The sequence below is a fragment of the Streptomyces sp. NPDC021012 genome, from assembly GCF_044333355.1.
Classification (GTDB): Bacteria; Actinomycetota; Actinomycetes; order Streptomycetales; family Streptomycetaceae; genus Streptomyces.
This window is the reverse complement of the sequence record NZ_JBIRQU010000022.1, coordinates 68785-74784: the sequence shown is the minus strand read 5'-3', so window position 1 is coordinate 74784 and position 6000 is coordinate 68785. Positions and strand designations below refer to the sequence as shown.

5 protein-coding genes are annotated in these 6000 nt (G+C 70.6%); 1 reads left to right on the top strand and 4 read right to left on the bottom strand.

Translation table 11 applies throughout. From position 1 onward, the window contains the following. Nucleotides 1-349: 349 nt before the first annotated feature. Nucleotides 350-1357: a stage II sporulation protein M gene (locus ACH4TP_RS38550; protein WP_398440526.1), complete on the bottom strand. Its 1008-nt coding sequence runs from the start codon at nt 1355-1357 to the stop codon at nt 350-352. A 127-nt stretch (nt 1358-1484) separates the two neighbouring features. On the opposite strand from ACH4TP_RS38550, the gene ACH4TP_RS38545 reads away from it, so the two are divergent. Further along, nucleotides 1485-2402, top strand: coding sequence for an RDD family protein (locus ACH4TP_RS38545; RefSeq protein ID WP_398440525.1), 918 nt, complete (start codon nt 1485-1487; stop codon nt 2400-2402). Nucleotides 2403-2440: 38 nt separating this feature from the next. On the opposite strand, the gene ACH4TP_RS38540 is transcribed toward ACH4TP_RS38545, so the two are convergent. The 3 genes from ACH4TP_RS38540 to ACH4TP_RS38530 form a co-directional block, all read right to left on the bottom strand. Beyond that, entirely contained in the window at nt 2441-3055 is a 615-nt protein-coding gene (locus ACH4TP_RS38540; RefSeq protein ID WP_398440524.1) for a hypothetical protein, read from the bottom strand. Nucleotides 3056-3195: 140 nt separating this feature from the next. After that, nucleotides 3196-4650, bottom strand: a complete 1455-nt coding sequence (gene ahcY / locus ACH4TP_RS38535) for an adenosylhomocysteinase (RefSeq protein WP_389238866.1) — start codon at nt 4648-4650, stop codon at nt 3196-3198. 344 nt (nt 4651-4994) lie between these two features. Next, a complete protein-coding gene (locus ACH4TP_RS38530; protein ID WP_398192508.1) occupies nt 4995-5960 on the bottom strand; it encodes a cation diffusion facilitator family transporter in 966 nt (321 codons plus the stop codon). Between the last annotated feature and the right edge of the window lie 40 nt (nt 5961-6000).

Here is a 6000-nt window from a genome sequence, read left to right as displayed (position 1 = left end):
TTTCCGGGCCCTCCGGGCGCTTCCTTCGTTTCCGACTCTATCAGATCTTTCCGATCCGATTTCCTCGGTGCTTTCCGGTCCCATTCGCTTTCGCTTCGGGCCCTTCCGGCGGTTTCGACTTTATCAGATTCATTTCGGCCGACCTAATCGGTGGCTTTCGTGATTCGAATAAGAATCGGGATGACTCCGTGGAATCGAAATCCCTACCGGAGTGAGTGAGACTCTACCCGGTTGCTGCCGAACTGTCCAGTTCCAGGCAACCGTTTGAATCTACCTCCTCGCGTCCGCCGTGTCAACGGGTTTCGCGAGCACCGGAGGAGACTAGCAGCTCAGCGGGGTCCGACGCACATCAGGCCGCCGTGGGGAGGGTGGCGCTGCGGTCGGGTTCCTCCAGGTCGCCGGTGTCGCCGGCGCGGGCGGCGCGGCCGCCGAGGACGTACACGTACGTCAGGAAGGCCAGCTCGGCGGCGATGCCGATGCCGATGCGGGCCCAGGTGGGGAGGCCGGAAGGGGTGACGAAGCCTTCGAGGACGCCGGAGACGAAGAGGACCAGGGCCAGGCCGATCGCCATGCCGACGGCCGCGCGTCCCTGTTCCGCCAGGGCGGCGCGGCGGGTCCTGGGGCCCGGGTCGACGACGGTCCAGCCGAGGCGGAGGCCCGTACCGGCGGCCACGAAGACGGCGGTCAGTTCGAGCAGGCCGTGGGGGAGGATCAGGCCGAGGAAGACGTCGAGGCGGCCGGCGGAGGACATCAGGCCGATGCCGACGCCCAGGTTCAGCATGTTCATGAAGAGGATCCAGAGGACCGGGATCCCGAGGAAGGCGCCGAGGACCAGGCACATGGCCGCGGCCTGTGCGTTGTTCGTCCAGACCTGGGCGGCGAACGAGGCCGCCGGGTGGCTGGAGTAGTACGTCTCGTACTGGCCGCCGGGGCGGGTCATCTCGCGGAGGTCGGTGGAGGCGCCGATCGCCGCCTGGACCTCCGGGTGCGTGCCGATCCACCAGCCGATGAGGACCGCCAGCAGGGTGGAGAGGACGGCCGTGGGGATCCACCAGTGGCGGGAGCGGTAGACCGCGGCGGGGAAGCCGGTCGTGAGGAAGCGGACCGCGTCGCGCCAGGAGGAGCGGCGGGTGCCGGTGACGGCGGCGCGGGCGCGGGCCACGAGCTGGGTGAGCCGGGCCGTGAGCAGGGGGTCCGGGGTGCTCGACTGGACGATCGAGAGGTGGGTGGCCGTGCGCTGGTACAGCGCGACGAGTTCGTCGGCCTCGGCGCCGGTGAGCCTGCCGCCCCGGCCCAGGAGGTGGTCGAGGCGTTCCCACTCGGCGCGGTGGGCGGTCACGTAGACGTCGAGGTCCATGATCGGCTGCTGCTCCCGGCACTGGCTGCGGACGGTTCCGTACTACTGACTACTGCGGCGCGCTGCGGGCCAGCTTGGCAGACTGGCGTTCGGAGGGGTCCGGGAAGGTCGGAGAAGGGTGGGTGCCGTGAGTGGGCTGGTGACGGGCGATGCGGTCGTCCTGGGATTGCAGCCCGCGCGGCTGCCGAGCCGGGCGCTCGCCGTGCTCATCGACCTGGTCGTGGTCTGGGCCGCGTATCTGCTGATCACGCTCGGGCTCACGGTCGCCACGGCGTCGCTCGACGAGGCGGCGGTGATGGCGGTGTCCGTCGCCTCCTTCCTGCTGGTGCTCGTCGGGGCGCCGATCGCGGTGGAGACGCTGTCGCACGGGCGGTCCCTCGGAAAGCTGGCCTGCGGGCTGCGGGTGGTGCGGGACGACGGGGGTCCGATCCGGTTCCGGCATGCGCTGGTGCGGGGTGCGATGGGGGTCGTGGAGATCCTGATGACCTTCGGGGTCGTCGCTTGTGTCGCTTCGCTGGTGTCCGAGCGAGGGCGGCGGCTCGGGGACGTCTTCGCGGGGACGCTGGTGGTACGGGAGCGGATGCCCGCGGCGCGGGTCCTGGCCGTGCCTCCGCCGCCGCCGTGGCTGGTGGGGCGGTTCGCCGGGATCGATCTCTCGGCGGTGCCGGAGGCGCTGTGGTTGGAGATACGTCAGTACCTGACGCGCGCCCGTGAGCTGGACCCGGTCGTGGGGCGGCGGCTTGCGGAGCGGCTGGCCGACGAGCTGGTCGCGCGGACGGGTACGCCGCCGCCGGCGGGGGTGCCGGCCGACGCCTATCTGGCGGGGGTCGTGGCCGAGCGGCAGGCGCGGGACGCCCGGCGGGCGTTCGCCCCGTCGGCGGGGGTGGTGGCGCCGGGGGCCGTTCCCTCACCGGCTCCGGTCCTCGCGCCCGCGGTTCCTCCGGTCGTCGCCTCCCCGGCTCCCCCGGTCGTCGGTCCGGCGGTGGAGTCCGATCCGGCGGTGGAGTCCAAGGGACGGCCCACCGGGTTCGCCCCGCCTGCCTGAGGAGCGGGCTGCCCGAGGGCGGGCTGCCCGGAGGCGGGTCAGGGGAAGACCGACGGAGGGGTTTCGAGGGCTTCGAGTTCGATGCCGGGGGCCGAGAGGACCACGTCGCCGGCGATGTGGACCGTATGCCGCTCGCCCGTGTCCAGGGCGCTGACCTGGTACTCGTCCACCGTCAGGGGGCCGTTGTCAGTGGCGTGCGCTTCACTTCTCAGCAGGGCCCAGGACTGGTCGACCGTGAGGGGGGCGAGTACCGGGTCCGTGAAGGCGACGAGCCTGACACGGGTCTCGGGGGAATCGGGGGTGAGACGCAGGAGTCGCGTGAGGGCGACGAGGAATGCCGGGGACGTGCCGGTGAAGGCGTGGGCGCGCACATTGCCTTCGGTGGCGTGGGTTCCGGTGGGGTCCGTGCGGACCCAGGTGACGCCGTCGAGGGCCGCGCCGCGGACCTGCCAGCTCGCGGCGTGCAGTTCGAGGCGGATGGGGCGGCCGAGTTCGTCGACGGCCAGGTCGACGGAGCCCCGGTGGTCGCCCGAGGGGGTGGTGATCTGCGAGACGTAGCGCCAGCCGGAGGGGCCGGGTGCGCAGTGGAAGTGTTCTTCGCCGAGGGGGGTGTGATCGTGCGGGTCATGGAGCGAATAACGGCCGCGGGGCATGGGGCGGTCCTCGGGAAGGTGCGCTTCCTGGAGCGGTAGCGGGAGCGGGGCTGGACGGGGCAGGCCCCCGGCACGGGGGTGCGGGGGCCTGCCTGAGTCCTCTACGGGTGTCCGGGGGCGGCTCGCGCCGCCCCGGGGCGTCAGTAGCGGTAGTGGTCCGGCTTGAAGGGGCCCTCAACCTCGACGCCGATGTAGGCGGCCTGCTCCGGGCGGAGGGTCGTCAGCTTGACGCCGAGCGAGTCCAGGTGGAGGCGGGCGACCTTCTCGTCCAGGTGCTTCGGGAGGACGTAGACGTCGGTCGGGTACTCCTGCGGCTTGGTGAAGAGCTCGATCTGGGCCAGGGTCTGGTCCGCGAAGGAGTTCGACATCACGAAGGAGGGGTGGCCGGTCGCGTTGCCGAGGTTCAGCAGGCGGCCCTCGGAGAGGACGATGAGGACCTTGCCGTCGGGGAAGGTCCAGGTGTGGACCTGCGGCTTGACCTCGTCCTTGACGATGCCGGGGATCTTGGCGAGGCCGGCCATGTCGATCTCGTTGTCGAAGTGGCCGATGTTGCCGACGATGGCCTGGTGCTTCATCTTGGCCATGTCGGTGGCCATGATGATGTCCTTGTTGCCGGTGGTGGTGATGAAGATGTCGGCGGTCTCGACGACCTCGTCGAGGGTCGTGACCTGGTAGCCGTCCATCGCCGCCTGGAGGGCGCAGATCGGGTCGATCTCGGTGACGATGACGCGGGCGCCCTGGCCGCGGAGGGACTCGGCGCAGCCCTTGCCGACGTCGCCGTAGCCGCAGACGACGGCGGTCTTGCCGCCGATGAGGACGTCGGTGGCGCGGTTGATGCCGTCGATGAGGGAGTGGCGGCAGCCGTACTTGTTGTCGAACTTCGACTTCGTCACGGCGTCGTTCACGTTGATCGCCGGGAAGAGGAGGGAGCCGGCCTGCTGCATCTCGTACAGACGGTGGACGCCGGTGGTGGTCTCCTCGGTCACGCCGCGGATCTCGGACGCCAGCTGGGTCCACTTCTGCGGGTTCTCGGTGAGGGTGCGGTTGAGGAGACGGAGGATGTGGCCGTACTCCTCGCTGTCCGCGGTGGACGGGTCCGGGGCGGAGCCGGCCTTCTCGAACTCGACGCCCTTGTGGACGAGGAGGGTGGCGTCACCGCCGTCGTCCAGGATCATGTTCGGGCCGCCGGTGGGCGAGTTCGGCCAGGTGAGGGCCTGCTCGGTGCACCACCAGTACTCCTCCAGGGTCTCGCCCTTCCAGGCGAAGACCGGGACGCCCTGGGGGTTCTCCGGGGTGCCGTTCGGGCCGACGGCGATGGCCGCGGCGGCGTGGTCCTGGGTGGAGAAGATGTTGCAGGACGCCCAGCGGACCTCGGCGCCGAGGGCGACCAGGGTCTCGATGAGGACGGCGGTCTGCACGGTCATGTGCAGGGAGCCGGTGACGCGGGCGCCGGCGAGCGGCTGGGTCTCGGCGTACTCCCGGCGGATCGACATCAGGCCGGGCATCTCGTGCTCGGCGAGGGTGATCTCCTTGCGGCCGAAGGCGGCCAGGGAGAGGTCGGCGACCTTGAAGTCCTGGTGGGCGGCAGTCGTCATGACTGGGCTGCTCCTCGTGATGATGGGAGTTGCGAGGGTCGGTTGAGGCGCCTGGCACCACCGCAGGGCGCCGCTGGGCACACGAATGCCCGGGCGCTTGCTCGGTGCCGTCGTCGGAGGCCCTCTCTCCCTCGGACGGTCCACGGACCGCCCGACCGCCATCAGCAGCGACGTCTGGCTCTTCACGAATCTACACCGATCAACGCGGCGTGCCACAAGTCCTCATCGAGTCAGCCGGGCACTCCAGCAATCCTTGAGAAGTGCCGCCCGTACGGACGTGCGAAGCCCCCGGGCCGTCGCGGTCCCGGGGGCCTGAGGTGGTGGGGGCGTGCGCGCCCGCGGGGTCAGTGGCCGGAGCCGCCCGGGGTCGCGGCCGGGTCCGGGCCCGCGGAGGCGGCCTGCTCGCTGTAGATGTCGGGCTCCAGATAGATGACCCGGGCGATCGGGACGGCGGCGCGGATGCGCTCCTCGGCGGCGTCGATGGCACGCGCGACCTCGGTGGCCGTGTCGTCGTGCCGGACGGCGACCTTGGCGGCGACGAGGAGCTCCTCGGGGCCGAGGTGGAGCGTGCGCATGTGGATGAGGCCGGTGACGGTCTCGCCGTCGACGACGGCCGCCTCGATCTTCTTGACGTCGTCGACGCCCGCGGCCTCGCCGAGGAGGAGCGACTTGGTCTCGGCGGCCAGGATGAGCGCGATGACGATCAGCAGGATGCCGATGCAGAGGGTGCCGATGCCGTCCCAGACGCCGTTGTCGGTCGCCAGGGCGAGGCCGACGCCGCCGAGGGCGAGAACAAGGCCGACGAGGGCGCCGAGGTCCTCCAGGAGGACGACGGGGAGTTCGGGGGCCTTCGCGCGGCGGACGAACTCCTTCCAGGAGAGGCCGCCGCGGATCTCGTTGGACTCCTTGATCGCGGTGCGGAAGGAGAAGCTCTCGGCGATGATCGCGAAGACGAGCACGCCGACCGGCCAGTACCAGGCCTCGATGGGGTGCGGGTGCTTGATCTTCTCGTAGCCCTCGTAGATGGCGAACATGCCACCGACGGAGAAGAGCACGATGGAGACGAGGAAGGCGTAGATGTACCGCTCGCGGCCGTAGCCGAACGGGTGCTGCGGGGTGGCCTCGCGCTGGGCCTTCTTGCCGCCGAGGAGCAACAGGGCCTGGTTGCCGGAGTCGGCGAGCGAGTGGACGCTCTCGGCGAGCATCGAGGACGAACCACTGAAGAGGAACGCCACGAACTTGGCTACGGCGATCGCGAGGTTGGCGGCGAGTGCCGCCACGATCGCCCTGGTTCCGCCTGACGCGCTCATGGGTGTACGTGGTCCCTTCGTCGGTGCTCCGGCTCGATCG

What these genes read in the sequence shown, in the direction of transcription:
- ACH4TP_RS38540 (WP_398440524.1), bottom strand. Translation starts at nt 3,055, where the DNA reads ATGCCCCGCGGCCGTTATTCGCTCCATGACCCGCACGATCACACCCCC.
- ACH4TP_RS38550 (WP_398440526.1), bottom strand. Translation starts at nt 1,357, where the DNA reads ATGGACCTCGACGTCTACGTGACCGCCCACCGCGCCGAGTGGGAACGC.
- ahcY (WP_389238866.1), bottom strand. Translation starts at nt 4,650, where the DNA reads ATGACGACTGCCGCCCACCAGGACTTCAAGGTCGCCGACCTCTCCCTG.
- ACH4TP_RS38530 (WP_398192508.1), bottom strand. Translation starts at nt 5,960, where the DNA reads ATGAGCGCGTCAGGCGGAACCAGGGCGATCGTGGCGGCACTCGCCGCC.